The 26,075-nt window shown below is 70.3% G+C and carries 26 protein-coding genes and 1 other RNA gene; 7 read left to right on the top strand and 20 right to left on the bottom strand.

Going from position 1 to position 26,075, the window contains the following annotated elements; translation table 11 throughout:
- Positions 1-32: 32 nt before the first annotated feature.
- Positions 33-809: an SDR family NAD(P)-dependent oxidoreductase gene (locus ACZ5L9_RS11550; RefSeq protein WP_464527785.1), complete on the bottom strand. Its 777-nt coding sequence runs from the start codon at positions 807-809 to the stop codon at positions 33-35.
- Between the two features lie 83 nt (positions 810-892).
- Here ACZ5L9_RS11550 and ACZ5L9_RS11545 point away from each other — a divergent pair, with 83 nt between their 5' ends.
- Both ACZ5L9_RS11545 and ACZ5L9_RS11540 read left to right on the top strand, forming a co-directional pair.
- Positions 893-2,338, top strand: coding sequence for a pyridoxal phosphate-dependent decarboxylase family protein (locus ACZ5L9_RS11545; RefSeq protein WP_464527784.1), 1,446 nt, complete (start codon positions 893-895; stop codon positions 2,336-2,338).
- A gap of 47 nt (positions 2,339-2,385) precedes the next feature.
- On the top strand, positions 2,386-2,538 hold the full coding sequence (locus tag ACZ5L9_RS11540) for a hypothetical protein (protein ID WP_464527782.1): 153 nt from the start codon (positions 2,386-2,388) through the stop codon (positions 2,536-2,538).
- Between the two features lie 57 nt (positions 2,539-2,595).
- Here the strand turns inward: ACZ5L9_RS11540 and ACZ5L9_RS11535 are convergent, their stop codons facing one another.
- Both ACZ5L9_RS11535 and ACZ5L9_RS11530 read right to left on the bottom strand, forming a co-directional pair.
- Positions 2,596-3,747, bottom strand: a complete 1,152-nt coding sequence (locus tag ACZ5L9_RS11535; RefSeq protein WP_464527781.1) for a glycoside hydrolase family 3 N-terminal domain-containing protein — start codon at positions 3,745-3,747, stop codon at positions 2,596-2,598.
- Between the two features lie 13 nt (positions 3,748-3,760).
- The gene (locus ACZ5L9_RS11530) at positions 3,761-4,666 is read right to left on the bottom strand and encodes a LysR family transcriptional regulator (RefSeq protein ID WP_464527779.1); all 906 of its coding nucleotides are present in this window, start codon (positions 4,664-4,666) and stop codon (positions 3,761-3,763) included.
- 69 nt (positions 4,667-4,735) lie between these two features.
- Between ACZ5L9_RS11530 and ACZ5L9_RS11525 the strand changes: the two genes are divergently transcribed.
- Complete coding sequence (locus ACZ5L9_RS11525; RefSeq protein WP_464527777.1) at positions 4,736-5,524, top strand: type 1 glutamine amidotransferase; 789 nt, start codon at positions 4,736-4,738, stop codon at positions 5,522-5,524.
- Here the strand turns inward: ACZ5L9_RS11525 and ACZ5L9_RS11520 are convergent.
- From ACZ5L9_RS11520 to ACZ5L9_RS11510, 3 genes are read right to left on the bottom strand one after another with little or no spacing between them, the layout of a single operon-like run.
- Positions 5,443-6,009, bottom strand: a complete 567-nt coding sequence (locus ACZ5L9_RS11520; RefSeq protein WP_464527775.1) for a GNAT family N-acetyltransferase — start codon at positions 6,007-6,009, stop codon at positions 5,443-5,445. The genes ACZ5L9_RS11525 and ACZ5L9_RS11520 overlap by 82 nt on opposite strands.
- Positions 6,010-6,018: 9 nt before the next feature.
- Entirely contained in the window at positions 6,019-6,450 is a 432-nt protein-coding gene (locus ACZ5L9_RS11515) for an HIT family protein (RefSeq protein ID WP_464527773.1), read from the bottom strand.
- Positions 6,451-6,460: 10 nt separating this feature from the next.
- Complete coding sequence (locus ACZ5L9_RS11510; RefSeq protein ID WP_464527771.1) at positions 6,461-7,726, bottom strand: MFS transporter; 1,266 nt, start codon at positions 7,724-7,726, stop codon at positions 6,461-6,463.
- 254 nt (positions 7,727-7,980) lie between these two features.
- On the opposite strand from ACZ5L9_RS11510, the gene ACZ5L9_RS11505 reads away from it, so the two are divergent.
- A complete protein-coding gene (locus tag ACZ5L9_RS11505) occupies positions 7,981-9,417 on the top strand; it encodes a M1 family aminopeptidase (RefSeq protein WP_464527769.1) in 1,437 nt (478 codons plus the stop codon).
- Positions 9,418-9,445: 28 nt separating this feature from the next.
- Here the strand turns inward: ACZ5L9_RS11505 and corA are convergent, their stop codons facing one another.
- The 4 genes from corA to ACZ5L9_RS11485 form a co-directional block, all read right to left on the bottom strand.
- Entirely contained in the window at positions 9,446-10,588 is a 1,143-nt protein-coding gene (gene corA, locus ACZ5L9_RS11500) for a magnesium/cobalt transporter CorA (RefSeq protein WP_464527767.1), read from the bottom strand.
- A 245-nt stretch (positions 10,589-10,833) separates the two neighbouring features.
- Positions 10,834-11,565, bottom strand: coding sequence for a ZIP family metal transporter (locus ACZ5L9_RS11495; RefSeq protein WP_464527765.1), 732 nt, complete (start codon positions 11,563-11,565; stop codon positions 10,834-10,836).
- A gap of 290 nt (positions 11,566-11,855) precedes the next feature.
- Entirely contained in the window at positions 11,856-12,599 is a 744-nt protein-coding gene (locus tag ACZ5L9_RS11490) for an SDR family oxidoreductase (RefSeq protein ID WP_464527763.1), read from the bottom strand.
- Positions 12,599-13,477, bottom strand: coding sequence for an aldo/keto reductase (locus ACZ5L9_RS11485; RefSeq protein ID WP_464527761.1), 879 nt, complete (start codon positions 13,475-13,477; stop codon positions 12,599-12,601). The genes ACZ5L9_RS11490 and ACZ5L9_RS11485 overlap by 1 nt, the downstream gene beginning before the upstream one ends.
- Positions 13,478-13,638: 161 nt before the next feature.
- On the opposite strand from ACZ5L9_RS11485, the gene ACZ5L9_RS11480 reads away from it, so the two are divergent.
- A complete protein-coding gene (locus ACZ5L9_RS11480; RefSeq protein WP_464527759.1) occupies positions 13,639-13,842 on the top strand; it encodes a hypothetical protein in 204 nt (67 codons plus the stop codon).
- A gap of 172 nt (positions 13,843-14,014) precedes the next feature.
- Here the strand turns inward: ACZ5L9_RS11480 and ssrA are convergent.
- The 8 genes from ssrA to ftsE all read right to left on the bottom strand — a co-directional run bounded on the left by ssrA (position 14,015) and on the right by ftsE (position 20,114).
- Positions 14,015-14,385, bottom strand: a transfer-messenger RNA (tmRNA) gene (ssrA, locus tag ACZ5L9_RS11475).
- Between the two features lie 21 nt (positions 14,386-14,406).
- On the bottom strand, positions 14,407-15,309 hold the full coding sequence (locus ACZ5L9_RS11470) for an amidohydrolase family protein (protein ID WP_464527757.1): 903 nt from the start codon (positions 15,307-15,309) through the stop codon (positions 14,407-14,409).
- A gap of 45 nt (positions 15,310-15,354) precedes the next feature.
- The gene (locus ACZ5L9_RS11465) at positions 15,355-15,774 is read right to left on the bottom strand and encodes a TIGR03668 family PPOX class F420-dependent oxidoreductase (RefSeq protein ID WP_464527756.1); all 420 of its coding nucleotides are present in this window, start codon (positions 15,772-15,774) and stop codon (positions 15,355-15,357) included.
- 6 nt (positions 15,775-15,780) lie between these two features.
- Positions 15,781-16,260 (bottom strand): SsrA-binding protein SmpB, encoded by a 480-nt coding sequence (smpB, locus tag ACZ5L9_RS11460; RefSeq protein ID WP_464527754.1) that lies wholly within the window; start codon positions 16,258-16,260, stop codon positions 15,781-15,783.
- 30 nt (positions 16,261-16,290) lie between these two features.
- A complete protein-coding gene (locus ACZ5L9_RS11455; RefSeq protein WP_464527752.1) occupies positions 16,291-17,043 on the bottom strand; it encodes a crotonase/enoyl-CoA hydratase family protein in 753 nt (250 codons plus the stop codon).
- Positions 17,044-17,120: 77 nt separating this feature from the next.
- On the bottom strand, positions 17,121-18,338 hold the full coding sequence (locus tag ACZ5L9_RS11450) for a peptidoglycan DD-metalloendopeptidase family protein (RefSeq protein WP_464527750.1): 1,218 nt from the start codon (positions 18,336-18,338) through the stop codon (positions 17,121-17,123).
- Between the two features lie 115 nt (positions 18,339-18,453).
- On the bottom strand, positions 18,454-19,368 hold the full coding sequence (ftsX, locus tag ACZ5L9_RS11445) for a permease-like cell division protein FtsX (protein WP_464527748.1): 915 nt from the start codon (positions 19,366-19,368) through the stop codon (positions 18,454-18,456).
- A gap of 56 nt (positions 19,369-19,424) precedes the next feature.
- Positions 19,425-20,114 (bottom strand): cell division ATP-binding protein FtsE, encoded by a 690-nt coding sequence (gene ftsE, locus ACZ5L9_RS11440; RefSeq protein ID WP_464527746.1) that lies wholly within the window; start codon positions 20,112-20,114, stop codon positions 19,425-19,427.
- 88 nt (positions 20,115-20,202) lie between these two features.
- Here ftsE and ACZ5L9_RS11435 point away from each other — a divergent pair, with 88 nt between their 5' ends.
- Both ACZ5L9_RS11435 and ACZ5L9_RS11430 read left to right on the top strand, forming a co-directional pair.
- Complete coding sequence (locus ACZ5L9_RS11435) at positions 20,203-20,748, top strand: hypothetical protein (RefSeq protein WP_464527745.1); 546 nt, start codon at positions 20,203-20,205, stop codon at positions 20,746-20,748.
- Between the two features lie 121 nt (positions 20,749-20,869).
- The gene (locus tag ACZ5L9_RS11430; protein ID WP_464527743.1) at positions 20,870-21,634 is read left to right on the top strand and encodes an ATP-binding cassette domain-containing protein; all 765 of its coding nucleotides are present in this window, start codon (positions 20,870-20,872) and stop codon (positions 21,632-21,634) included.
- A gap of 151 nt (positions 21,635-21,785) precedes the next feature.
- On the opposite strand, the gene prfB is transcribed toward ACZ5L9_RS11430, so the two are convergent.
- Positions 21,786-22,904 carry a peptide chain release factor 2 gene (prfB, locus tag ACZ5L9_RS11425; protein ID WP_464527741.1) on the bottom strand — a complete coding sequence of 373 codons (1,119 nt, stop codon included), beginning with the start codon at positions 22,902-22,904 and terminating at the stop codon, positions 21,786-21,788.
- A 54-nt stretch (positions 22,905-22,958) separates the two neighbouring features.
- Positions 22,959-26,000, bottom strand: a complete 3,042-nt coding sequence (locus ACZ5L9_RS11420; protein ID WP_464527739.1) for a lamin tail domain-containing protein — start codon at positions 25,998-26,000, stop codon at positions 22,959-22,961.
- Positions 26,001-26,075: the final 75 nt, after the last annotated feature.

Genomic DNA, 26,075 nt, shown 5'->3' with positions numbered 1-26,075 from the left:
TCGCCACCTTTATCGGGTGATCCGGTGGACTATCAGCCGAGCGTCACACCGCCGTCGACGTACAGCGTCTGGCCGGTGATGTAGGACGACTCGTCGCTCGCGAGGAACGCGGCAGCGGCCGCGATGTCCTCGGGGAAGCCGACGCGACGGACCGGGTTCTGCTCGGCCGCGGCCTTGCGGAAGTCCTCGACGTCCATGCCCAGACGGGCGGCGGTGGCGTCGGTCATCTCGGTGGCGATGAAGCCGGGAGCGATCGCGTTGGCGTTGATGCCGAACGGGCCCAGCTCGATGCCGAGGGTGCGGGTGAAGCCCTGCAGACCCATCTTGGCGGCCGAGTAGTTGGCCTGGCCGCGGTTGCCCAGCGCGGAGATCGAGGAGACGTTGACGATCTTCCCGTACTTCTGCGCGACGAAATGCTTCTGGGCGGCCTTGGTCATCAGGAACGAGCCCTTGAGGTGGACGTTCATGACGAGGTCCCAGTCGTCCTCGGACATCTTGAAGAGCAGGTTGTCGCGGGTGATCCCGGCGTTGTTCATCAGGATGTGGATGCCGCCGAGGTCCGTGACGACCCGCTCGATGGCGGCGTCGACCGACGCGGCGTCGCCGACGTCGGCGACGATCCCGATGTGCTTGGCGGTGTTCCCGTCGGCGGAGGCCGGGAGCTTGGCGGCCGCCTCAGCGGCGGCGGTCTCGTCGAGGTCGACGATCGCGACCGACGCACCTTCCTCGGCGAAGCGGGTGGCGACCCCGAAGCCGATGCCCCGCGCGGCGCCGGTGATCACGGCGACCCGACCGTCGAAACGACCCATGGTGTGACTCCATTCTCGTAGCTCTCGTTGCCAGCGTCACTGTAACGATGCCGCACCCGGACGCTGCCCGTAACGTGGGTCACATGACGGACCCGATCGATCCCAGGATCCCGGCCTACCTCGCCGACGCGGCGCTCGCCGACCGCCAGGACGTCCTTCGCGACCTCTCCCAGTACCTGTCCGGCGCGTGGGAGTCGTTCGCCCGGCCCCGCGAGTCCGAGCCCCAGGTCGACGCACTGCTGGCGGGACGGCTCGCGACGGGCCTGCCCGCCGGGCCGACGGAGCTGCACGAGGCGCTCGCCGACGCCGTACGGGTGCTGGACGCGAGCATCTCGCCGTCACGTCCGCTGTTCGTGGCCTACGTCGGCTCGAGCGGTCTGCACACCGGCGTGCTCGCCTCGGCGCTCTCCGCGGCGTACGACGCGAACCTCGCGATCTCGGCGGGCGCGGCCGACCTGCTCGATCGGCAGGCACTGCGCTGGCTGGCGGAGCTGATCGGGTTCCCGGTGACCGAGGGGCACTTCACCTCGGGCGGCCAGACCTCCAACCTGACGGCGCTGCTGGCGGCCCGCGAGGCGGCGCTGCCCGGCACCCGGGAGAACGGCGTCGGCACCGGCGTCGGATCGGGCGGGCCGACCGTCTACTGCTCCGACGAGGCGCACCACTCGATCGTGCGAGCGATCGAGACCGCCGGCCTCGGGAGCCGCGCGCTGCGCCGGATCCCGCTGGACGGGATGCGGCGTCTCTCCGTGCCCGCGCTGGCCGAGGCGATCGCGGCGGACCGGGCCGCAGGCTGCACGCCGGTGGCGGTGGTGGCGACGGCGGGGACGACGCTCACCGGCGCCGTCGATCCGCTGGGCGATATCGCCGAGGTGTGTGAGCGCGAGGACGTGTGGCTGCACGTCGACGGGGCGTACGGCGTGCCGGCGGCGGCGACTGCGAGCGCCGGGCACTGGTTCGACGGGCTCGACCGGGCCGACTCGGTGACGGTGGACGCCCACAAGTGGCTCGGGCTGCCGAAGAGCTGCAGCGCGGTGCTGTTGCGGCGCGAGGGGGCGCTGCAGGCCGCGTTCGGCCACCAGGAGCGCTACATGCTGCACGAGGGCGACGTCGCGAACCCGGTCGACTCGACGTTCGAGTACTCGCGGCCGTTCCGCTCGCTGCGGCTGTGGCTCTCGCTGCGGGTGCACGGCGCCGACCAGTTCCGGGCGTGGCTGGAGGGCTCGCTCCACCTGGCGCGGCTGCTGGCGGAGGCCGTTCGGGCCGATCCGGAGTTCGAGCTGCTGCACGAGCCGATGCTGTCGACCGTCTGCTTCCGGCACGTGCCGGTGGGACTCTCGCTCGAGGAGACGAACGCCCACAACGACCGGTTGGCGCGCCGGATGCAGGTCGACGGTCGGGTGTTCATCGCGCCCGCCGACGTCGACGGCCGGACCTGCCTGCGGGCCTGCTTCGTGAACTTCCGCACGACGCCGTCCGACGTCGCGACAGTGCTCGAGGTGGCTCGCGATCTGGGACAGGCCGAGTGAGAGGCGCTAGCGTGCTCCCCGACACATCACGCGAGCAGGAGAGTTCCATGACCGACGTCAGCGGCGAGCAGTTCAACGGCTTCGAGCACAACTCCTACCAGGAGAACATGCACACCCTCGCGATGTGGTCGCTGTGGCTGATCATCATCGCCGGCGTGGCCTGCGGCATCTTCGGCTTCGTCTACGGCATCGCCCACTGATCGATCGGGCCGCGTCGAGCGCCTGAGGCGCTCCGCGCCCGACGCTCGCGTGCCCGCCTAGAGCAGGCCGAGCCGCTGCTTGGACTCCAGCACGTGGAGCGCCGCATCGTTCACGCGGGCGCGGAACGATGGGTCCGTACGGGCCCTGCGGAGCAGGGCGGCGTACATCGCCGGAACGGGACCGGCCTCGGTCACCAGCGCGACGTCGCCGCCGGCCTGCACGAAGCGGACCGCCCGCTCCCCCACGCCGTAGCGCCGGGCGGCGGCAGCGGTGAGGCTGTCGGAGATCACCACCCCGTCGAAGCCGAGCTGCTTGCGCAGCATCCCCGTCACGATCGTGTGGCTGAACGCGGCCGGCCGGGTCCCGTCGATGCGGCTGTACGTCGCCAGCGACATCATCACGAACGGCACGTCGGCCCTGATCGTGGCCGCGAACGGGCGCAGGTAGGCGTCGTGCCGCGTCGTCGTCCGGTCGATGACGTTCTCGACGAGATCGGTGTTGCCCCGCACCCGGCCCAGACCCGGGAAGTGCTTGGCGGAGGTCGCGACACCGGCCGCGCTCATGCCTCGGACGAAGGCCGCCGCATGGATGGCGACGGTGCCCGGGTCGTGGCCGAGCTCGCGCTGGTAGTGCCCGATCGGCGCGTTCGTGCCCGGGTGGGCAGCCGGGACGGTGTCGGTGACCGGAGCCAGGTCGAGGTTGACCCCGGCTGCGCGCAGCTCCTGGGCCCAGGCGTTCGCCCGCGACCGGAGAGTCGCCGGACTCCAGGTGCCCTGGGTGAGTGCCGTGGGCATCGTGGAGAAGCCGCGCCCCTTGAGGTGCTGGACCTGGCCGCCCTCCTGATCGACCGCGACGAACAGCCGCGTGCCACCGGTCGCGGCGGCCGTGGCCCGGGCCTGGAGCGCACCGACGGTGTCGGCGACCTGGCTGCGGCCCCCGGTGCTGTTGCCCATCAGGATGACGCTGCCCACGTGGTTGCGGCCGATCGTGGCGAGGGCCGACGCCGAGGGGCGTGTGGTCGGCGTGCCGACCATCAGCAGCTCGCCGACGCGCTGCGGGAGCGTCATCGCGGCGAGCACGCCCTGCGCCGTACGGGCCGGCACGGTGCGGTCGTTCGGCGTCGGGGCGGCCTCGGCCGAGCCGACCTCGGTCGACGCGGCGGGCAGGATCATCAGGAGCGCGACAAGGGCGATCAGTCGGGAGCGCACACCTCGAACCTCATCACACCGGGGAGCGCAGCGCGGCAGTGAGGTGGCGTGTCATCGCGCCCATCGCCTCGCTCGGGCGGGCGCTGGCGAGCGAGGCGACCATGACGCGCCGATGCCACGGCCGGCCCTCGAGCGGGACGACACGCACCCCGGCCGGGTGCTGCCGGGTGACGAGCTCGGGGACCAGGGCGACGCCGAGGCCGTGCGAGACCAGCTGCAGCGTCGTCGCGTAGTCCTCGCCCGCGAAGCGCACGCCGTGGACCTCCTGCGGCTGCGCGCCGCCGGGCCAGGGCAGCGGCACCTCGGACAACGGCGTGCCGATGAGACCCGCGTGGGCGGCCTCGTGCAACGTGACGCTGGCGTGGCCCGCCAAGGGGTGGCTGTCCGGGACGACCGCGACGAAATCGTCGACGGCGACCACGTCCACGCGGACGTCGGCCGGGATCTTCTTCTGGGACTGCGGGTAGCGGTAGGTGACGGCGATGTCGACGTCGCCCCGTACGAGCGCGGGGTACGCCTCGCGAGGCTCCATCTGGGTCAGGCCGATCGAGACGCCGGGTCGCTCGCCGTGGAACGCCGCCAAGGCCGCCGGGACCGGGCCGGCCGCCGCGGAGTTGAACGATGCCACCGTGATGCTGCCCCCGTCGCCGTCCTGGAGTGCCCGCAGGTCCTGATCGGCGGCGGTCAGTGCGGCGCGGATCCGGCCCGCGGCCGCGAGCAGGACCTCGCCGGTGGCGGTCAACCGCAGCGGGCGCCGGTGCAGCACCGGAGCGCCGATCTGGCGCTCCAGCATGGCGATCTGCTGCGACACGGCCGGCTGGGTGAGGTGCCGGGCATCGGCGGCAGCGCTGAACGATCCGCTCTCCGCCACCGCCTCCAGCGTCGAGAGCAGGCGGGGGTCGAGACGCTCGGCGTTCATTCGCTCAGTTTATAGACATATGCGAGAACTTCATTGGTGCTTATGCCGAGACTCCATCACGCTGGACCCATGCCCATCGCAGCAGTCACCTTCAACTCCTCCATCGGCGGGGGCTTCGGCCACGTCGGCTCCTGGCTCGAGGAACGCGGCTTCGAGCTCGACCTGATCGATCGCGACCGCCCGATCACCGCCGGCACGCTCGAGCGGGCGGCGCGCGCCGACCTGCTCGTGATGCTCGGCTCGAAGTGGTCGGTCGCCCGGCCGATGACCCGCCTCGGCGACGCCCCGCACGCGACGGCGGCGATCGCCGCCGAGAGCCGGCTCCTCGCGCAGCGCCTCGCCACCGACCTCCCGACGCTCGGGATCTGCTTCGGCGGCCAGATGCTGTGCGCCGCGCTGGGCGGTGAGGTGGACCCGCTGCCGAGCAGCTTCACCGGGTGGTCGGCCCCGCGCAGCGAGCTCCCCGTCGTGGGCCGCGAGTGGTTCTTCCTGCACGAGGACCACTTCACGCTGCCGCGCGACGTCGAGCTCCTCGCCGACACGGACCACGCCACGGTCGGCTTCCGCCGGGGTCGGTCCTGGGGACTCCAGTTCCACCCCGAGGTGACGGCCGAGCTGCTCGAGGTGTGGTTCGACCACCTCGGCACCGAACCCGAGCTGGCCGCGCCGCACATCGAGCGGGTCCGGCTGCGGGCGGAGACGAACCGCGCGGAGGCGTACGGGCTCCTCGACATGATCTGGTCGGAGATGACCACAGGCGCGGGCCAGAACCCGCGTCAGCCGCGACTCGCCTCGAGGTCGGCGAGCAGCGGGTCGCGCAGGCCGACGGCGTCGCTGGCCCAGACGGCCTCGGGGTAGACGGCCTGGCCGGTCATCCAGCTCTCGTACCGCGACAGCGTCACGACCTGGAAGGACGGGTCGGGGATCCGCAGCGAGGGCCGAAGCAGGCCGACCGATGACCCGGCGATGAGACCGAGTCGGCCGTAGTAGCGCGGATCGCCCTCGAGCATCACCGCCGGCGCGCCGGACTCCTCCGCGACCGCGAGCGCTCGCTCGACCAGTATCCGGCCGATCCGCCGCCCCTGGTGTCCCGGGCGCACCGCCAATGGCGTGAGGACGAGGGCGTCGACGAGACGCTCACGGGCGTCGATCCACGCCCGACTGAGCTGGACGTACCCGACGATGTCGGCGCCGTCTGCTGCCACGAGGCCGTGCCGTGACGCACCGCTGTCGTCGAGCGCGCGCTTCATGAGCACGACGTGATCGCCCTCGTCCCCGAAGGCGGCCGCGATGACGTGCTCGACGGCGCCCTGGTCCTCGGATCGAGCGGCTCGTATCTCCACGCCGCGACTCTAGGGGGCGCGCCCGTCGGGTCGGTCGAGACTCGCTCGCAGACGCTCGCCGTACGTGGCCCGCTCGTCGTCGCGGTAGTTGGTGCGCGGCCAGAAGAAGCCGCGCAGCCCGTCGCCCTTGGTGCGGGGGACGACGTGGAGGTGCAGGTGCGGCACCGACTGGCTGACGGTGTTGTTGATCGCGACGAAGCTGCCCTGCGCCCCCAGCCCCTCGACCATCGCGGTCGCGAGTCGCTGGCCGTGGGCGAGGAACGGGTCGCGCAGCTCCCCCGGCAGGTCCGGCAGGGTCACCACGTGGCGCCGGGGCACCAGCAGGACGTGGCCCTTGAAGACGGGGCGGTGGTCGAGGAAGGCCACGAAGTCGGCGTCCGCAAGGACGAGCTCGGCAGCGGTCTCCCCCGCCGCGATGGAGCAGAACAGGCACTCACCCACGTCGGGCAGCCTAGGCGTCGGCGGTGACCAGGAGCGGAGCGCTGGGTGCCGGCTCCGTGACGAGGGCGGCGCGGAGACGGCGCCGGCTGGTGGCGACGAGCACGACGGCGAGCGCCATCGCCGTGACGGTGACGGCGAACGCAGCGGTGTGGCCGTGTGCATCGGCCAGGCGCCCCGCGATGCCTGCGCCCGACGCATAGCCCAGCCCGGTGGCACTGGCGAGCAGGGTCATCGCCATGGAGACCCGGGTGGGCGCCACGACCCGCTCGGCGATGGTGAAGACGCCGATCATGAACGGGGCCACGGCGCAGCCCAGCACCGCGACGACCGGGACGAGCGAGGCGAGGCCGCCGACGAGGAGCAGCGGTGTGGACAGCACCAGCAGCGCCACCGCGGCGATCAGGATCCGGCGCTCGAGGCCGATGCGCTCGGGGATGAACGCGGTGGCCACGCCCGCGACGGCGCTGCCGACACCGAGGGTGGCATGAACCAGGCCGGCGATACCGGGCTGGCCGGCCTCGGTGGCGACGACGGTCGTGCCCGTCTGGGTGGCACCGAAGAGCATCCCGATCAGGAGCTGGGCGCCGATCAGGACGATCAGGACGGGGCCGAGGAGCCGGGCTGCGCGCGCGTCTCCGGCCCGCGGGCGAGCGGCGCGCTCGGCGGCGCCGAGCAGGGCGGTGCGGTGCAACGCGAACGCCGTGCCGAAGGCGGCCAGCATCGCGGCGGCGAGCAGCAGCGCTCCGCCCGGGGACACGGCGACCGCACCGAGGCCGACCAGCGCCGGCCCGATCGCGAACGATGCCTCGTCCGCGGCACCCTCGTAGGAGAACGCGACGTCGATCAGCTGGCGCTGCTGGCGGCCGGTCCCGGCCGTGATCGGGCGCCAGCGCACCCGGGCGAGCGGGCCGACCTGCGGCATGGCGAGACCTGCGAGAGCGGCGATGCCGACGATGACCGGATCCGGCGCGCCACCGTGGACCAGGCTCACCAGTGCGATGAGCGCCGCGGCGCCGGCCAGCGACTGGACGAGCACGACGTGGCGCTGGCCGAGTCGGTCGGCCAGCGCACCGGCGTAGGGGGCTCCGATGGCGTTGCCGACGGCGAGCGCGCCGGCGGCCAGTCCACCCAGGCCGTAGCTGTCGGTCGCGTGCGAGACGAGCAGGAGGGTGCCGAGCTGGCTCATCGCCAGCGGCAGGCGGGCCAGGAAGGCGACCAGGACGTACGGCGTCCCGGCCAGGTGGAAGAGCCTGCGATACCAGGCGAGGGGTGACACGTGAGGACCTTTCGGGTGCGTCGGACGACGCGCCGAACCCACCTCCAAGACGCGTGGAACCCTCTACGTATTCAGATCTCCATTGTGCCTGGGGATCCCCCGGTCAGGAAAACGACAGCGGCCGGAGGTCACCGACCCGGTGTCGAGCCGTCTCGAGCGAGTTCTCCGGAATTTGGGACGGCAGGAGGGATCTCGCGGACCATTGCTCCGTGATCACTCTCGGGGCCGCGCGCGGCCGACACCATGGCCGGCGCATGCGTGGCCGCCCGTACCGCGTGGCAGCCACGCTCACCTCGATCGCCACCGTCGTCGGCGCCGCGGCCGTCGTGGGCACAGACGGAGGACCTGCCGTGGCGCGGGACTCGGCCCCGCAAGCCGGCTACGACTCGGCACTGAGCACGCCGAAGATCGACTCGTACTACCCCGCGCACGGCAACGACGTCGTGGACGCACTGCACTACGGCCTCGACCTGACCTGGCACCCGCGCGCCCGCAGGCTGAGCGGCACCGAGAACCTCGTCTTCCGCGCCGCGACGTCCGCGAGCGCGATCCCGCTGGACCTCGACAGCGACCTCAGGGTCAGCACCGCCGCGGTGGACGGCCACGTCGTCCGGGCGCAGCAGAGCGGCGACCACCTCACCCTGCCCGTGCCCGTCAGCGCCGACCAGGTACACACCATCACGCTGAGCTACGCCGGGGTCCCGCGCCCGGTGGCGGCACCCGGCACCCGCAGCGACGAGACCGTGAACGGCTTCATCAGCAAGCCCGACGGCCGCGCCTACGCGATGCAGGAGCCGTACGGGGCCTTCACCTGGTACGCCGTCAACGACCAGCCCGCCGACAAGGCTCTCTACGACTTCACCCTGCACGTGCCCGCGCCTTTCGTCGGGATCGCCAACGGCACGCTCCGGGGCCGGCACACCCGCGGTGGCACCACGACGACGCGCTGGCACCTGGGCTCGCCGGCCTCGTCCTACCTCACCACCGTGGCGTTCGGGAGCTACCGGCAGACCCGCCTCGGCAGGGTCAACGGGACGCCGCTGTCGTACTGGACGCCGACCGATCGGCCGGAGCTCGTCCACAAGCTGAGGTCCATGGCAGCCGACTTCCGCTGGGTCGAGCACCTGCTCGGCCGTTACCCGTTCGACTCGCTCTCCCTGGTGGTGGTGCCCAGCACCAGCGCGATGGAGACCGAGACGATGATGACCATCGGTCACACCCGCGGAGACCTGTCCGACGACACCCTCGTCCACGAGATGTCGCACCAGTGGTACGGCGACCAGGTCACGCCGAACGACTGGCGTGACGTGTGGATGAACGAGGGCATGGCGATGTACGTCCAGTACCGCTGGCTCGACCACGTCTACGGCTACCCCGTCGGCACCTGGGTCCGCTACGAGACCGCTCACCAGGACAGCGGCCTGCTCAGGAAGTACGGCCCGGCGGGCGCGTACGACCCGGCGGACTTCGCCTCCTCGAACGTCTACCTGCCGCCCGCCCGGATGTGGTGGAAGCTCTCCAAGACACTGGGGACCGCCCGGTTCGACGAGCTGCTCCGGCGCTGGCCCGCCAGCCACCCGCACTCCGCGCAGAGCCGCGAGTCGCTCGAGGACTGGTGGAGCACGGCCTCGGGACGCGACCTGCACCCGTTCTTCCAGAGCTGGCTGCTCGCCACGAAGGACCCGTCCTAGCGCCGCGCGCCGCCCGGCGTACGGACCGCTAGATCCACCGGCGCCGCCGGAAGATCACGTAGAGCGTGAGGTTGACCAGCAGCATCAGCGCGAGCGCGACGAAGTAGCCGTAGCGCCAGTGCAGCTCGGGCATGTTGTCGAAGTTCATGCCGTAGACGGTGCCGACCAGCGTGGGCGCGAACAGGATGGCCGCCCAGCTGGAGATCTTCTTCACCTCGTCGTTCTGCTGCAGGCTGACCTCGCTGAGCGCCTTCATCTCCTCGTTCTGCTGCTGCGCCACGAGGGTGGCGTTGACGGTGAGGATGTCGCGCAGCAGGTGCCGGAACTCGTCGACCTGCTCGACCACCTGGGTGAGGTGGTCCTCCACGTCGCGCAGGTAGCGCTGCAGCTCCTCGTCGGTGCGGTACTTCTCGAAGCCCGCGGTCAGCGAGCGGACGACCTGGAGCAGCGGACGGGTCGCCCGCTGGAACTCCACCACCTCGCGGCTGAGCTCGTGGATGCGGCGGGAGACGTGGGTCTGGCCGCTGAACATCTCGGTCTCGATCTCGTCGATGTCGTTCGCCAGGCCGGCGACGACCGGCGCGTAGCCGTCGACGACGCGGTCGAGGATCGCGTACAGGATCGCCTCCGGACCGAGCCGGAGCAGGTCGGGGTTGCTCTCCATCCGGCGGCGTACGGGCGAGATGTCGGGCTGGTCGCCGTGCCGGACGGTCAGCACGAAGTCGCGACCGACGAAGACGTGCAGCTCGCCGAACTCGACCTCCTCGGTTTCGTCCACGTACCAAGCGGCACGCAGGACGACGAACAGGGTGTCGTCGTAGCGCTCGATCTTGGGACGCTGGTGGGCGAGGATCGCGTCCTCGACCGCGAGCTCGTGCAGCCCGAACTCCTCGGCGAGCGAGCCGAGCTCGTGCTGGCTGGGCTTGCACAGCCCGATCCAGGCCACCGCGCTCTCGTGCGAGTGCAGCGAGCGATAGGTCGCGGCCAGCGTGCTCGGGGACTCGACGCGGGCGCCGTCGAGGTAGATCGCGCTGTCCACGAGGCTCGAGGCGACCGGCGGCTGGTCGACGGGCGCGGAAGGCGCGATCGCTCGTAGCGAGGCGCCGGCCGCCGGCGTGGGCCGGCGCAGCTTGGCCAGGGTGCGGAGGGACCGGAAGGAGTGCTCAGACATGACGAAACCTCCCCCGTCGATACGGGGACAGCAGACGGAACGGGACGGCGCGCGAAGGCACGCGATCGATCCGCCTGACGACCCGGTGGAGGGTCGCGGCACGCAGGAGCGCGTCGGGGCTCGATCGATCAGAGGGGCGACGTGACGCAACTAGGGGGCTCGCCATCCATGGCTACCACCCCTCTCGCGTCGCGCTCAGCCGAGCTCCCGGCTGCTGTGTGGCGAGAATAGCCCCCGACCAGGCCTCATTGCACGACGGTGAGGGCGCCGGCGACCAGGAAGCCGAAGACGGTGAGCAGGCCGACCGAGCGACCGCCGTGCTCGAAGGCCTCGGGCATCATCGAGTCGGCGAGCATCACGAGCACCGCTCCCCCGGCGAACGCCTCGGCGTCGAGGCCCGGGGTCGGCAGCTGGTCGGAGAGCAGGTAGCCCGCTACCGAGGTGACGGCGCACGCGAGCGTCAGCGCGCCCCACATGACCGCGATGCGCCGGTTGGCGTAGCCGGCATCGCGCAGGCTGGCCGTGCCGGCGAGCCCCTGCGGGATGTTCGAGACCAGGATGGCGGCGAGGAAGGCGAGGTTGACGGCGCCTCCGGCCGCCAGCGTGATGCCGAGGATGAGCGCCTCCGGCACACCGTCCAGCAGGGCTCCGATGAACATCGCCGCTCCCGACCCGCTGGGAGGCGATCCGTCGATCGCCTGACGCTCCGCACCGCCACCGTGATCCACGAGCCAGTCGCCCACGTAGTACGCCAGCGCGCCGACCAGGCAGCTGATCCCCACGGACAGACCGTGCTCGAGATTGGACTCCGGGATCAGCTCGTAGGCGACCGCGCTGAGCATCGTGCCCGCCCCGAAGCCCATCAGCTGTCCCACCCGACGTGGGGATCGCCCCAGCGGGCCGGCGAGCCACTGGCCGATGTAGAGCGAGGCCGAGGACACCGCACCCCAGCCGAGCGCAGCCCAAGCGGTAGGCATAGCGGCACTCTCACCGACCGCGCGGCTGGCCTGCTCCCCCGAACAAGGTGACGTCAGCGGGCTCGACGCTGAGGGACTTGACCGCGTGGGGGTGGGTCCGCACGCGCTCGGGGTGTGGGGCGAGGCCCCACCAAGATGACGAGGCGAGGTGTGTTCGCGCCTTGCGCGAACACACCTCGCCTGCGGCGAGTGGAGCCGCTTCGGATCTACTCGAACTTTGAGCCTTCCGTGGATCTCTCCGAGCTCGCCCAGCGGTTGGACATACCGCCCGCGACCCTGGAACAGGACGGTTAGGCCTGTCCCGCCGGGCGCAGCAGGATCTCGTTGATGGCCAGGTGTCTGGGACGGCTGAGCGTGAAGGCGATGATCTCCGCGACGTCGTCCGCCGTGACCTCGGCTTGGTCGTAGAGCGCGCCGACCGCCTGCTTGGTCTCCGAGTGGGTGATGTGGTTCGGCAGTTCGGTCGCGACGACGCCGGGCTCGATGAGAGTCACGCGCACGTCGGGAAGAAGCTCTTGGCGGAGCGACTCCGACCAGCCGTTCATGCCCCACTTTGTGGCGGCGTAGACCCCATTGCCCGCGCGGGCGGTTCGGCCAGCGACCGACGAGATGTTGATGATGTCGCCGCCACGGTTACTCGATCCGCTCTTGAGCTGGTCAAGGAATACTTCGGTGGCCGTGATGGCGCCGAGCAGGTTGACCTCGATCATCTGACGGTAGTCGTCGCGCTGATTGCTCGTGAACGGCCCGAGGAGCATGACTCCAGCGTTGTTGATCAGGACGTCGGCGCCGCCAAGTTCCTGCTGGACGCGCTCGGCCGCGGCGACGATGCTGCCGCGGTCGGTGACATCGGCAGCGATAGCGATTGCGCCGTCGCCGAGTTCATCGGCCAGCGCGGTGATGCGGTCGAGGCGCCGAGCTAGCAGAGCGACCTTGTAGCCGCTGGCGGCCAGTGCGCGGGCTGTGGCCTCGCCGATGCCTGAAGAAGCGCCCGTAACGACGGCGACCCGTGGTTGTGTGTTGGTGTCGCTCATCAGGCCTCCGGGATCTCTCGGCCGAAGCTCTCAAGCGTGATGGCTTCGGGCTCGGGGCCGCCGCGCTTGCCGGTGTCGAGGGCATCGATCGAGGCCAACTCGTCAGCGGACAGCTCGAAGTCGAAGACGTCGAAGTTCTCGGCGATGCGGTGCGCCTTGGTCGACTTCGGGATGACAGATCGGCCCTGCTGCAGGTGCCAGCGGAGCATGACCTGGGCCGGGCTCTTCGAGTGCGCTTCGGCGATGCCCACAATGGTCGGGTCTTCGAGGGTGCTGGTGTGCTCGCCCTCGCGGTAGAAGGTGATGCCACCGATCGGCGACCAGGCTTGGGTCAGGATGCCGTGCTCGGCGCCGAAGGCCTGTACCTCGCTCTGCTGGAAGTAGGGGTGGACCTCGATCTGGTTCACGGCCGGTACGACCTTGGCGCTCTCCAGCAGCTCGGTCAGGTGTTCGACCATGAAGTTGCTGACGCCGATGGCGCGGACCTTGCCCTGCCCGAGCAGGGTCTCCAGCGCCCGGTAGGCCTCCTTGGTCTTACCGAACCCAGACGGCAGCGCCTGGTGCAGGATCAGCAGGTCGATCTGGTCGACGCCGAGCTTGCCGGCGCTCTTCTCGAAGCCGTGCAGCGTCTCCTCGTAGCCGTAGTCGCTGATCCAGATCTTGGTCTCGACGAAGATGTCGTCACGGTTCACGCCAGAGGCCGCGATGGCTTCACCGACCTCGCGCTCGTTGCCGTAGGCCGCCGCGGTGTCGATATGGCGGTAGCCGGTCTCCAGGGCGGCGCTGACGGCTGCACGGGTCTCGTCCGGCGGCGTCTGGAAGACACCGAGGCCGATGGCCGGCATCGCCACACTGTTGTTCAGGATGAGGGTCGTCATGTGATCGACGTTAGGCACGTGAGTCTGCCCCTGGGAGGGGCTGTTGTTACCCCCCTCGTTGTTGTGGTTGTGAGGGGTGTGTTCGTTGGTCATTGCTTGTTCCTCTACTCCGAGTCGAGATCCGGGCGCGGGTCGACGAGGCAGCGGCCAGCAGCTCGTCCGTGTCGCTGACCCTGCGCCGGGAGGCCACCAAGCAGCTCGCTGCGCTCGACGAGAAGGAAGACAGCTACTTCGACCTCATCGGCGACCCCGACTGGCCCCAGGCCAAGCTGCGGGAGCACCGAAAGACTGTGCGGCACCAGCAGGCATCGCTACGGCGCCAGCTGGAGACCCAGAGACCGACTTCGATGCAGGACGGTCCCTGATGCTGCGCTTCGACCGTGGTGACCTACAACCGCTCCCACCGCACGAGCCGGAGCCACACGCGGGCACACAGAAACAGCGCCCAGGTCTCCCTGAGCGCTGTTCCTGCTGATCGTCCCTTGGTCGCCATGCTCGATGCGGCTCTGCGTAGGCAGAGTTCGAGCAAGGCCACCATGGTGGAGCTGCGGGGAATCGAACCCCGGTCCTCGAGCGTCGAACGAAGTCTTCTCCGGGTGCAGTCTGCGATGTCGCTTTTCTCGGCCCCGGGGCTGGCACAGACACCTCCCCGACAGGCTCAGTCAGCTAAGTGTCCCTAGCGGCTCACTGACGAAGCACGCACGGTAAGTCTTCTAGTCGACGCCTGGGTCCGGGCCGAAGACGGATACCCGGTCAGACGCTTCGATCACCGCTCAGGCGGCGAGAGCGAAGGAACTGCGCTTAGCGTTGGCAGTTATATTTTTTCCAGCGATCGTTAACGAGATAACGCTGGCTCCTCGACCCGCTTCCCTTCGGACTAACGTCCCAAGTCGAAACCGATCAGCCCCTTTTGAGTTGTAGCCCTCAGTCTATCGGGCAGGACCGAAGAGTGACGAACCGTTATCCCAACACACCGCCCGCAGCCACTGTTCCCCCAGGTCAAGGGCCTCGAGAGACTCCAGCTGATGGAGGTACGGGTACGGGATCGTCGGGTAGTCGGTGCCGAGCAGCACCTTGTCGCCCAGGTCGCGCAGCCGCGGCAGCAGCTCGGCAGGGAAGGCAGCCGTCGCCTCGTCGAAGAAGTCGGTGAAGACCATCGTGGTGTCGAGGTGGACGCGTTCGAAGCGTTCGGCGAGTTCGAGGAAGTCGGCGTACTCCGGGGCGCCGAGGTGGGCCACGATCACGGTCAGCCGCGGATGGCGCGCCAGCACCCGGCGCAGCGAGGCCGGTCCGGTGAACTCGTTGCCGACCGGCCCCGACCCGACGTGGATGACCGCCGGGGTGCCGCTCTCGGCGAGCAGCCCCCAGACCGGGTCGAGCAGCGGGTCGTCGAGTAGGAACTCCCCCACCTGCACGTGCACCTTGAAGAGCTCGACGCCGGCGGCGACCAGCTCGGTGACGTAGCCGAGCGCGGACTCCTCGGGGTAGAGCGTCGCCGACCACAGCGATTCGGGCACCTGCTTGGCGAACGAGCGCGACCAGGCGTTCAGGAACTCCGCGACGCCCGGCTTGTGGGCGTAGGAGAGCGCGGAGAAGCGGCGTACGCCCATCGCGCGCAGGAGCGCGACCCGATCCTCGTCGGGGAGGCGGTAGCGGATCGGCCAGGGGCGGCCGATCTTCGGGCCGGCGGAGTCGAAGACCTCCCACACCGCCCGCTGCACGGGCGGCGCCATGAAGTGGACGTGGACGTCGAAGAGGCCGGGCAGGTCGTGGCGCTGCCACCAGGCCCTCACCGAGGCGGCGTCGGGCGTGAGGTCCTCGAGCACTGTCACCCGATCATCATGCCGGGTCCTGCGTGTGGGTACCCGGCCCGGTCGTCAGTCGGATCCGGCCGTCCAGCCGCTCCAGCGCGAGACCTCGATCAGGAGGTACGGGCCGCCGGGCGGCCGGCCGTCGTACTGGCGATAGCGGGTGGCGAGGGCGGCGACCGTCTCGGCGTCCGGGCCGGCCACGACCCGCGCGCGCCCGTCGGCGCGCGCCCACCACAGCTGTGACCAGTCCTCGTCGTAGGCGTCGACGAGGAGGCTGACGCGCGGCTCGCCGGCGACGTTCTCGAGTCGGCGCAGCCGCGTGGTCGACTTCGGCTTGTGGTCCACCGCCGTCACGATGGTGTCGCCGAGGACCGCGAAGACGACCGGGACCAGGTGCGGCGCGCCTGCCGGGGTGACCGTCGCGAGCCGGGCGACCCGAGACTCCTCGAAGCGGGTCCGTGCCCACTGCGGCGGCCGGCTCGGCACGGTCGCTCAGTCCCGCATGCCCTTGAGGTGGCGGCCGAGCTCCTGCTCCTTCTCCCGGTCGGCGGTGCGCTCGGCGATCGACTGACGCTTGTCCCACGCCTTCTTGCCCTTGGCGAGCGCGATCTCGATCTTGGCGCGACCGTCGTTGAAGTAGAGCGAGAGCGGGACGATCGTCATGCCCTTGATCGAGATCTCGCGCTCGATCTTGGTGATCTCGGCGCGGTTGAGCAGCAGCTTGCGCTTGCGGCGGGCGGCGTGGTTGGTCCAGGAGCCGTTGAGGTACTCCGGGATGTAGACCTGGTGCAGCCAGGCCTCGCCGCGGTCGATCTCGACGAAGCCGTCGACGATGGAGGCACGGCCCTCGCGCAACGACTTCACCTCGGTGCCCTGCAGGACCATCCCGGCCTCGTAGGTGTCCTCGATGTGGTAGTCGTGTCGCGCCTTCTTGTTCTGCGCGATCGGCTTGCGGCCCTGCTCCTTCGGCATCCCACCATCATCCCAAAGATGGGCAAGAGATTAAGACTCGCCGTGCCTTCCGGCGCCGTCACGGAACCTCGCGGCTCCCCCGACGCCGTCGGCAGCGAGCGACGCGAGACCGATCCTGAGCTCGTACGCCATCGCCTCCTCGGTCGCCCGGCCCTGCGCGTGCAGCACCGAGAGCCGGTCGTTGCGCATCGTCGTCTGCGGGAGGGCGGCGAGCTGGTGGGCGAGCGCCTCGGCCGCCTCGCGCGCCGTCCCCGGCTCGACGACGCGGTTGACCAGTCCCATCCCGTACGCCTCCTCGGCGTCGACGGCGCGGCCGGTGAGGATGAGGTCCATCGCCCGGGAGGTTCCGATCAGGGCGGGCAGGCGGACGGTGCCCCCGTCGATCAGCGGTACGCCGAAGCGACGGCAGAAGATCCCGAGCACGGCGTCGGAGGCCGCGACGCGCAGGTCGCACCAGATCGCCAGCTCGAGACCGCCCGCGACCGCGTGCCCCTCGATCGCGGCGATCACCGGCTTCCCCAGGACCAGACGCGAGACGCCCATCGGGGCATCGCCGTCAGCGGCCAGGGAGTTCTGCCGCTCCGTGCCGACCGCCTTGAGGTCGGCTCCGGCGCAGAAGGTGTCGTCGGCACCGGTCAGCACCGCGACCGATGCCGACGCGTCGGCGTCGAAGGCGCGGAACGCCGCCGCCAGCGCCTCGGCGGTCGGCCGGTCGACGGCGTTGCGCGCCGCAGGCCGGTCGATGATCACCGTGGTGACCGGACCGGTCCGCTCGACGCGCACCGGTGGCTTCGTGGCTCGCTGCGGGCCCTCCTGAGCCTGTCGAAGGGCTCGCTCCTCAACCACCGCACCCGCCGGTGCTACTGCAGGACCGTCTGCGGGTCGATCGCGGTGCCGTTGCGCATGATCGTGAAGTGCAGGTGGCAGGCGGTCGACCAGCCGGTCGTGCCGGCCAGGCCGACGGTCTGACCGGTGTCGACGACCTCGCCGACGCTGGCCCGGTAGCCGCCGTCCTGGATGTGGTTGTAGATCGCGGTGTACTGGTCGCCGTTGATCGTGCCGAGGTCGAGGAAGAGGCGGTTGCCCCAGACGTCGGAGTAGTACTCCGAGACCACCCGGCCGGTGCCGACCGCCACCTCGTGGGTGCCGCACGGAGCGTGGAAGTCGTCGCCGTCGTGCAGGCCCCAGTAGTGGTAGATCGGGTGGATCCGCCAGCCGTACGGCGAGGTCACGTAGGTGTCCGCGACGGGGTTGACGAACATCCCGTTGGTGGAGGCGACGGTGCGCTTCTGGCCGTGCTTCGCGGCGTCGGCGAGGATCTGCTGGGTGATCTTCTGCTCGCGCTTCTTGGCGGCGGCGAGCAGCGTCTCGTCGTGCTCCTTGGCGGCCTGGGCGTCCGACTTCGCGGTGGCGGCCTGGGCCACCAGGCCGGCGACCGAGCTCTCGGCCGCCTCGGCCTGCGCCTGGAGGTCCTGGACCTCGGCGAGGTGGTCGGCGGCGACCTGCTCGTCGGCGGCGACCTTCGCCTCGGCGGCGGCCATGTTCTGCTTCTTGACGTTCAGCACGACCTCGGCCGACTGCAGCTCCTGGTACGTGTTCGTCTGCGCGGTGGAGACCACCCGGCCGTAATCGAGCTTGCGCACGATGTCCGACGGCGAGGTCGCGTTGAGAAGGTCGCCCATCTCGAGCAGGCTCGGGTCACCGGCGGTGAACGTGGTCAGCGCCGCCTGCTTCACCGCTGCCCGCTGCGTGTCCACGGCGTCCTGCCCGGCCTTGAGGTCGGCGACCGCATCGGCGAGGTCCGCCTTCGCCTGGTCGAGGGCGGCCTGGGCCGCGGCCTCGACGCTCTGCGCGGCGGCGAGCTGCGTGTTGACGCTGGCCAGGTGCGCCTGCGCGTCGGCGAGCTTCGCCTTCGCGTCGGCCAGCTTCGTGGCCGCCGCCTGCAGCGCGGCGCTCGAGTCGTCGAGGTCATTCTGGACGGTCGCGACCTGATGCTTGGCAGCCTTCTGCTGCTGCTTCAGCTTGTCGCTGTGGTCGCTGCCGTACGCGACGGGGACGGAGAGTCCACCCACGCTCACCGCAACCAGGCTGGCTGCGAGGAGGCGCCGACGGACGGTACGGGGGAAGGAACGCACCGGGGTCTGCCTAACGAGTGTTCGGGGAAGTGAACGCCTCGACCGTACGGGACGGGGATCAGACTTTGATGTATTTGCGGGTCAGCAGGAGTGTCGGCGCGACGGTCATGACCACGCCGAGGACGGCGATGAACCCGACCGCGATCCAGTACTCGTGCCAGCCGATCCACGCATCCCAGCGCAGCTTGGAGAGGCTGTCGATGACGCCGAACTTCATCACGGCGGCCAGTGCGCCGCCCGCGAGCGCGACGCCGACGACCGCGGTGACCAGCGCCTCGAGGAGGAACGGCAGCGCGATGTAGAGCGTCGAGGCGCCGACCAGACGCATGATCGCGATCTCGCGGCGGCGTGCGAACGCGGCCAGCCGGATGGTGTTGGCGACCAGCAGCAGCGCGGCGACCACCAGGAAGATCGCGGCGGCGTAGGCGCCGAAGCGGAGCTTGTCGATGGCCCCGAGGATCGAGCCCATGATGTTGTGCAGGTCCTGCACGTTGGCGACGCCGTCCAGGCCCTGCACCGACTCCTTGATGGTGGCGGCCTTGTGCGGGTCCTTCATCGTGATCCAGTAGGACTCCGGCATGTCCGAGACCTTGATCGCGGGGTCGGGCCCGGCGAAGCTGCTGGCCGGCACGTTGAGGTGCTGGATGCGCTCGTACGCCTCCTGCTGCGACTCGAGGCGGAAGGAGTCGACGTTGGGGTTCTCGTCGAGGACCTTCTCGATCGCCGACTTCTGCGCGTCGGTGACCGGCCCGACGCACGACGGGGTCGCGTCGGTGGTGCCGTTGCACAGGAAGACGGTGATCTGGAGCTCGCTGCCCCACTGGTCGGCGGTCTTCTCCGCCTCCTGGTTGAGCAGGATGCCGACGCCGACGAGGGTCAGCGAGACCAGCAGGGTGAGCACGACGGCCAGGTGCATCGACAGGTTGCGGCGCAGGCCCTGGCGGAGCTCGGTGAAGACGTAACGAAGCTGCATGGGAGGGAGATGGCTCTCTCTGTTGTGGATCGACGTGGGTCGGACGCGGGTCGGGGTCAGTGCTGGAAGCCGTAGACGCCCTGTGCCTGGTCGCGTACGACCTTGCCGCCCTCGAGCTCGATGACGCGCTTGCGCATCTGGTCCACGATGCTCGCGTCGTGGGTCGCCATCACCACGGTGGTGCCGGTGCGGTTGATCCGGTCGAGCAGCTTCATGATGCCGACGCTGGTGGTCGGGTCGAGATTTCCGGTCGGCTCGTCGGCGATGAGGATCATCGGCTTGTTGACGAAGGCGCGCGCGATCGCGACGCGCTGCTGCTCCCCTCCGGAGAGCTCGTCGGGCATCCGGTCGGCCTTGCCGTCGAGGCCGACCAGCTCGAGCGTCTCGGGGATGCGCTCGGCGATCTCGTCGCGGGAGTGCCCGGTCACCTGCATCGCGAAGGCGACGTTCTCGGCGACGTTCTTGTTCTGCAGCAGGCGGAAGTCCTGGAAGACGGTGCCGATCTGGCGGCGCAGCCGCGGCACCTTCCAGCCCGCGAGCCGGTTGATCTCCTTGCCGGCGACGTAGACGCGACCGGCGCTGGGGCGGGCCTCACGCAGGATGAGGCGCAGCGCCGTGGACTTGCCCGAGCCCGATTGGCCGACGAGGAAGACGAACTCACCCTTCTCCACATCGATGGAGACCTGGTCGAGCGCGGGCTTCCCCGAGCCGGGGTAGGTCTTGGTGACCTTCTCGAAGCGAATCACCCGATCGAGGTTAGACGATGGACCGAGCAGTTAAGGTCTCCGCGTGCCGTCGCTCTTCGACTCTTTGCCCTTCAAGGTGGGAGTCCCTGTGGTATTCACGGCCCTCGTCGTCGGTGTCGGGGTGCTGCGAACCTCCCCCACGCCCCCGCCTCCGGCGAACCCGCTGGCGACCGGGCTGGCCTCGGCGGACACCACCACGATGACCGTACGACGCGCGGCGTTCTGCGACGGGCTGACGGACGCCGCCACGGCGGCGCTGGGGTCGACGGTGGCCTCGCACGCATCGTGGCAGCCGGGAGACCGGACCCAGCTCACACCGCACGTCAAGGACGTCGCCGACGAGTTCGGCTGTACCTGGGCGACCGCCTCGGGAGCCGAGGCACGGGCCTGGGTCTTCGCTCCCCCGGTGACCGCCGATCGCGCCAAGGAGCTGGCGGCCGCGAAGCCCGCCTCGAGGTGCCGACCGGTCGCCGCGATGCCCGCCTACGGCGCACCGACCTCGGCGCTCGCCTGCGGCGATGCGACAGTGGTGCGCGGCCTCTTCGGCGACGCGTGGCTGAGCTGCTCGCTGGAGAGCCACGACGTCGACCTGGTCGGCCGCTGGTGTCTCGCGGTGGCGAAGGCCGCCGCCTGACGTCATACGGCGGACTCCGTGGATGGCCACGGATCGCATGACGTCCACACCAGGGCTTGTCCCGCCTGGCTTCTTTGTCTAGTATTTTGATTGTCTTAAACGATCTAGACAAGGAGGCGGCATGACCCACCCGACCTACGACCCGGCCGACAGCGTCGTACGGGCCCGCGGACTGTGCCGCCGCTTCACGCCGGATGCGGGCATCCTGGACGGCGTCGACCTCGACCTGGGCGCGGGCGAGGTGGTCGCCCTGGTGGGCCGCCGCGGCAGTGGCCGCGCCAGCCTGCTGCGGGCGCTCGCCCGCCAGGACCGCGACGTGGCCGCCTCCGGCTACCTGCGGCTGCCCGAGCGGATCGCGCAGCTCGACGGCTCGACCGACGTGCCGCCGTGGAAGCGGACGCTGGAGCATGTGGCGGCCGGCGTTCCGGGTGCTGCCAGCCGTCGCCCGGCGCGGCAGGCGCTCGCGGAGGTCGGGTTGCTCGACGCCGAGGCCTCCTGGGTCGGCGACCTGTCGTTCCTCGACCAGCAGCGGCTCGCCCTCGCGCGTGTCCTGGCCGGCGACCCGGAGCTGATCCTGGCCGACCAGCCCTGGCAGACCCTCGACCCGCTGGGAAGGCTCGCCCTGCACCGGGCGCTGCGACGCAGCGCCGCCGCGCGCCGTACGGCGGTCCTGCTCGTCTCCAACGACGCCGACCAGGTGCTCGAGGTGGCCGACCGTGCCGTCGTGCTCGAGGCCGGCCGGATCGTCGAGGAGATCACCGTGCCGCGCCACCACGACGCGGGCGCCGCCGAGCTCCGTGCCCGCATGGCCGATCGGATCGGCACTCCCGTACCGACCACCTCCGCGCCGGTCGAGGCCACGACCGAGCGCCAGGCCACGGCCTAGACACCGGCGTCACGCACGCCGAGGGCCGCGGCTGAGTCAGAGCAGCCGCGGCAGGTGGTCGGCCCGGCGCACAGCGTCCGGCGACCACGCAGCAGGGCCGCGACCCCAGGGATGGGGGTCGCGGCCCTGTCGTGCGTCTCGGTGCGGCGGCCTAGCTGGCGGCGGCCTTCTCGCCGTCGCGGCGCCAGCGGATGCCGGCCTCGAGGAAGCCGTCCAGGTCGCCGTCGAAGACGGAGGTCGGGTTGCCGGTCTCGAAGCCCGTCCGGAGGTCCTTGACGATCTGGTACGGGTTGAGCACGTAGTTGCGCATCTGATCGCCCCAGGACGCGGCGACGTCGCCCTTGAGCTCCTTCTTGAGCGCCGCCTCCTCCGCCTTCTTCTTGGCGAGCAGCTTGGCCTTGAGGACGACCATCGCGGAGGCCTTGTTCTGCAGCTGCGACTTCTCGTTCTGGCAGCTCACCACGATGCCGGTGGGAAGGTGGGTGAGTCGGACCGCGGAGTCGGTGGTGTTGACCGACTGGCCGCCGGGGCCGCCGGACCGGAAGACGTCGACGCGCAGGTCGTTCTCGTCGACCTCGATGTTGTCGGTCTGCTCGAGCACCGGCACCACCTCGACGGCGGCGAACGACGTCTGGCGGCGGCCCTGGTTGTCGAACGGCGAGATCCGGACGAGGCGGTGGGTGCCGGCCTCGACGGAGAGCGTTCCGTACGCGTAGGGCGCGTGGATCGCGAACTCGGCGGACTTGATGCCTGCCTCCTCCGCGTAGGAGACGTCGAAGACCTCGACGGGGTACTTGTGCTGCTCGGCCCAGCGCGTGTACATCCGCATCAGGGTCTCGGCGAAGTCGGCAGCGTCGACGCCACCGGCGCCCGATCGGATCGTCACGATCGCCTCGCGGGCGTCGTACTCGCCGGACAGGAGCGTGCGGACCTCGAGCGCCTCGACGTCCTTCTGGACGCGGACCAGCTCGGCGTCGGCCTCGGCGAGCGTGTCGGCGTCGCCCTCCTCCTGCGCGAGCTCGGCGAGGACGCCGAGGTCCTCGACGCGACCGGCGAGGACCTCGAAGCGCTCGACCTCTCCCTGGAGCATGGAGAGACGGCTGGTGATCCGCTGTGCGTTGTCCTGGTCGTCCCAGAGGTCGGGCGCGGCGACCTGCTCGCCGAGGTCGGCGATCTCGGTCTTCATCTGAGTCAGGTCGAGGACCTGCTCGACGGTGTGAAGCGTCGCCTGGAGCTGCTTGATCTCGGCGTCGAAGTCGGTGGCTGCCACGGGGACCAAACTAGTCGGTCCCCGTGACGCCGCCTCAATCCACGCTCGTCGCGATCAGCGGATCCGTCCGTGGACCCGGATCACCTTCGTCACCGGGGCGTGGCCCGGGGTGGTGACGACGACCTTGACCTTGATCGCCTTGTGCTTGAAGGCCTTGGTCACCTTGAGCGAGCTCGTGGTGGCGTGCTTGACCCTCTTGCCGCCGGCGAACCACTGGTACCGGACGGTCGAGCCGCTGGGCACGGTGACCTTCACGTGCAGCTTCCTGCCCGGCTTGGGCTTGCCCGTCACCGGGTGGAAGACCGGCTTCTGGCCGGTGACGCCGCCGGTCGGGGTGCCCGTGGGGTTGCCCGTGGGCGTCCCGGTCGGAGTGCCCGTGGGTGTGCCGGTCGGGGTACCCGTGGGCGTGCCGGTCGGGGTGCCCGTCGGCTCGCTCGGGACCGGCACCGCCAGCGGCAGCGTGCTGCTGTACAGGGCGTGGCCCCATCCGTACGAGGGGACGTTAGCGGTCTTGTCGAGGTTCCAGGCGTTGCCGTTGCCGAAGATGCCGTCGTCGGACCAGACCACCTCACGCGTGCCGTTCACCGCGGTCGAGGCCGGGGCGATCGCGAAGCCCTCCAGGTTGCCGTCGGGCAGCCCGATCGGGCGGCTGTAGCTGACCACCCGGGCGAAGTCGCCGTGGGCGTCGATCCGGAGCAGGCTGTCGACTACGCCGCAGTCGTTGTCGCAGTGGGTCCAGATGCCCTGGTCGTCGGCGTTGAACTGGACGTCGGCGACGGCGCTGGAGCCGTTGATGCCGGTGTCGACGTCGGCGACCCGCTGGAACGTGCCGTCCGAGTTCAGCGCGTACGCGTACAGGTGGCCGGTCTTCTCCAGGGCGACGAAGAACAGGCCGTCGCCGTGCAGCGGGTAGTCGGCCGGGGCGTACGTCCTGCCCAGGTGCTGGTCGCGGAAGCCGTGCCCGGTGAGGAACGAGTCCGGCACGTACGTGACACCCTCGAAGCCGAGGTTGGCGTCGTCGCCGGAGGCCGCCAGCACCGACGGCACGAACTCCGAGGTGAGGTCCCACTGCTTGACCGGGGCCAGGGTGGTGCCGGTCGCGGTCGGGTCGTACTCGAGCACCTCGTCCTTGGAGACGCCGCTGTTGGCGTTGTCGCGCTCGGAGGTGACGAACAGGTGGCCGTTGCCGCCGACGGTCAGGCCCTCGCTGTCCACCTGACTGGTGTTGGGGTCGGTCCCGGCGAAGGTGATGCCCTTGCCGCCGCTCCAGCCGGTGTCGGTGGCCGGCAGGTAGTTGCCGGTCGTCGGGTCCTTCACGAGCTTCCAGAGGTGGTTCTTGTTCTGGGCGCCCCACAGCACGCTGCCGTCGGCGCTGAACACGAGGCCGCTCATGTCGTTGCCGCTCGGGTCCTGGGCGGTGACGAACTCGCACGTGCTGTCGACCGTCTTCACCGGGTCGATCGTCGGCCACGGAACCGCGCCGGAGACGGTGATCGCGTCGCTGCCCGAGGCCACGCTGGGCGCGCAGGTGCCGGGCAGTCCGGTCGGCGGCTGCTCGTTGTAGCGGGTGGCAGCGGCATCGGGGTCGGTGCTGGTGTCACAGCTGGCGTCGTTGCTCGAGCCGAACGACGCGGCCTTGACGCTGAACCAGGTCGTGACGTCGCTCGTGGCGGAGTTGAGTGCGCCCTCGCCGTCACCGCAGCGCGCGATCGCGTGGTAGATCTCGTCGGTGTCCTGGTCGGCGCCGAGGCTCTCGTCGTAGCCGGCCTGGCCCGCTGCGTAGGCGACCGAGTCGACCAGGGTGCCGTCGGGGAGGTAGATCTTCACCTGGTCGCCACCGCTGCCCAGCCCGGCGCCGGATTTGAAGACGCCGAAGCCGTGGGCCGGGATGGTGGTGATGAGTGCGCCGCTCATGTCGTACACGCGGCCGGAGAAGTCGGTCGCGGAGCCGGCGGCGCCGCTGTCGATCTGCTTCCAGCCGGTGATGTCGACGCCCTGCGCGCCCTTGTTGTAGAGCTCGACGAGGTCGGCGGCGTTGGCACCCAGAGCGGTCTTCAGCGCGCCGGGCAGGTGGTCGGTGAGCTGGGCGACGTTGTTGTCCGAGCTGACCTCGTTGATCACGATGTCGCGCCAGTTCGGGTCGAGGCCAGCGTCGACCGTGATCGCGAACGACGTGCTCGCGGTCAGGGCGGTGGGCGTGGTCGTGTCGGTCGCGGTCACGGTGACGTTGATGGTGCCGGCGGCGGTCGGCGTGCCCGCGATCGCGCCGGTGGTCGCGTTGATGCTCAGACCGCTGCCGCTCAGGCCGGTGGCGCTCCACGCGTACGTGCCCGATCCGCCGGAGGCGGACAGGCCCCTGTAGGAGAACGCGGTGTTGACGGTCGCACTCTGCGCGCTCGCGCCCGCGATGGAGACGCCCGCGACACGGACGCTCGACGGGGTCCCGGTGCCGAAGGTGGAGGCGCCCGGCGAGCCCACTGCTCCGCCGACGCTGGTCCACGAGCCCTCAGCATCGCTCGCGGTCGCTGGCGTGGTCCAAGCACCAGCGGTCGCCGTGTCGGTGTCGGCGAGGTGGCCGGCGTTGACGTACGCGCCCACACCCTTGGCACTCAGGTAGCCCGCAGCCCACCCAAGAGAGTCGACCAGGGTCGAACCGTTGAAGATCGCAACCCGCGTGGCGCTGCTGCTGATCGCCGCGGGGGCGTCGTTGATCACCTTCACCGACGCCTTCAGACCCCACTCAGTGCGGAAGTGGTCGGCCGTGAGGTCAGTGATCACGAAGGACTCACCCGGAGCGATCGTGCCCAACGAGGACAGATCCACGACGCCAGCGGTCGGCATAGTCGTCGTCTTGTTCGCCGCGTACGACCAACCGGTCAGATCCTGCGACGCGTCACCGACATTCGTGACCTCGATGTACTCACCGTCGCCCTCGGTGTCGGCGCTCGGCGCCTTCCCGCCATAGGCGACCTCGGTGATCTGGATGTTGGCGGTGCCTACGGGCGGCGTGGCCTGGGCGGCGGAGACGACGGCCAGGCTGGCGAGCGCAAGGGTGGCGGCCGGAACGGCGGCCAGAGCGCGGTGAAGCGGTTTCACAGGAGGTCCTCGCTGATGGGTGGCCCCGAGACGGACCTACGAAGACTGGTGCCGGCGGGAGAACCGCAGGTGAAG

The organism is Nocardioides sp. JCM 18998, from assembly GCF_055391535.1.
This window is presented reverse-complemented; position numbering and strand designations above follow the sequence as displayed.

Excerpts from the sequence above, each read along its gene's own strand:
- ACZ5L9_RS11550 (WP_464527785.1), bottom strand. The coding sequence starts at position 809 with ATGGGTCGTTTCGACGGTCGGGTCGCCGTGATCACCGGCGCCGCGCGG.
- ACZ5L9_RS11545 (WP_464527784.1), top strand. The coding sequence starts at position 893 with ATGACGGACCCGATCGATCCCAGGATCCCGGCCTACCTCGCCGACGCG.
- ACZ5L9_RS11540 (WP_464527782.1), top strand. The coding sequence starts at position 2,386 with ATGACCGACGTCAGCGGCGAGCAGTTCAACGGCTTCGAGCACAACTCC.
- ACZ5L9_RS11530 (WP_464527779.1), bottom strand. The coding sequence starts at position 4,666 with ATGAACGCCGAGCGTCTCGACCCCCGCCTGCTCTCGACGCTGGAGGCG.
- ACZ5L9_RS11525 (WP_464527777.1), top strand. The coding sequence starts at position 4,736 with ATGCCCATCGCAGCAGTCACCTTCAACTCCTCCATCGGCGGGGGCTTC.
- ACZ5L9_RS11505 (WP_464527769.1), top strand. The coding sequence starts at position 7,981 with ATGCGTGGCCGCCCGTACCGCGTGGCAGCCACGCTCACCTCGATCGCC.
- corA (WP_464527767.1), bottom strand. The coding sequence starts at position 10,588 with ATGTCTGAGCACTCCTTCCGGTCCCTCCGCACCCTGGCCAAGCTGCGC.
- ACZ5L9_RS11495 (WP_464527765.1), bottom strand. The coding sequence starts at position 11,565 with ATGCCTACCGCTTGGGCTGCGCTCGGCTGGGGTGCGGTGTCCTCGGCC.
- ACZ5L9_RS11490 (WP_464527763.1), bottom strand. The coding sequence starts at position 12,599 with ATGAGCGACACCAACACACAACCACGGGTCGCCGTCGTTACGGGCGCT.
- ACZ5L9_RS11485 (WP_464527761.1), bottom strand. The coding sequence starts at position 13,477 with ATGACGACCCTCATCCTGAACAACAGTGTGGCGATGCCGGCCATCGGC.
- smpB (WP_464527754.1), bottom strand. The coding sequence starts at position 16,260 with ATGCCGAAGGAGCAGGGCCGCAAGCCGATCGCGCAGAACAAGAAGGCG.
- ftsX (WP_464527748.1), bottom strand. The coding sequence starts at position 19,368 with ATGCAGCTTCGTTACGTCTTCACCGAGCTCCGCCAGGGCCTGCGCCGC.
- ACZ5L9_RS11430 (WP_464527743.1), top strand. The coding sequence starts at position 20,870 with ATGACCCACCCGACCTACGACCCGGCCGACAGCGTCGTACGGGCCCGC.